This is a genomic window from Streptomyces mutabilis (assembly GCF_014649815.1).
Lineage (GTDB): Bacteria > Actinomycetota > Actinomycetes > Streptomycetales > Streptomycetaceae > Streptomyces > Streptomyces mutabilis.
This window is the reverse complement of the sequence record NZ_BMTT01000146.1, coordinates 1-715: the sequence shown is the minus strand read 5'-3', so window position 1 is coordinate 715 and position 715 is coordinate 1. Positions and strand designations below refer to the sequence as shown.

General features: G+C 31.7%; 1 protein-coding gene. It reads right to left on the bottom strand.

The genetic code is table 11. The features are described 5' to 3' along the window. Window positions 1–715, bottom strand: a 715-nt coding sequence (locus tag IE142_RS39795) for a FeoB small GTPase domain-containing protein (protein ID WP_191889436.1), incomplete at both ends; no start/stop codon positions are given.

The window sequence follows — 715 nt, the reverse complement described above, 5'->3', positions numbered from 1 at the left end:
ATACCTAGATATCTATTTAATAATAATCGATCCACTTTTGAAGTAAAGAATTGTTTATCCTCTTCGGGATATTCTACGATATCTTCCAATAGCTGATTAATGTAATCATTTCGCACAGCTTCAATTCTTTGGCGTGTTGATTGTTCTGTCGCGTTACTTAACTTTCGCTTAATGGGTTCTAACTGTTCTAAAATCATGGCATCGAGTTCTTGATAAATTTGAACATTGTCTATTAAATACTGTATGGCTATAAAACGTAAACGTTCTGTTGGATACATATTATCCTGTTTGATAATTGAACAAATTTGTTGAATTGCAGTTTCAATTTCAGTGCCATAATTAATCTTAAATACACGACGTTGATGTGGTTCTAAATAATTAAGCTCTCCTAAAAGACTATGTGTCCCCTTTGCCTTTCTAGCAACAATTGGAAATACCGGTACTTTTAATTTTCTCATCAAAGCTTGATAGTTAATTTTAATACCTCTTTGTGTTGCAACATCTATCATATTTAAACCAATAATCATAGGTTTGTTGAGTTCCATCAACTGTATTGTAAGATTAAGATTTCTTTTAAGCTGACATGCGTCAATAATGTTAATCATTCCTGTGAATGACGTTGACATTAAATAATCTGTGACAACCGTCTCATCTTTAGAAATAGGTGATAAATCATAAATGCCCGGTAAATCAACTAAATCACCTACATTATCTT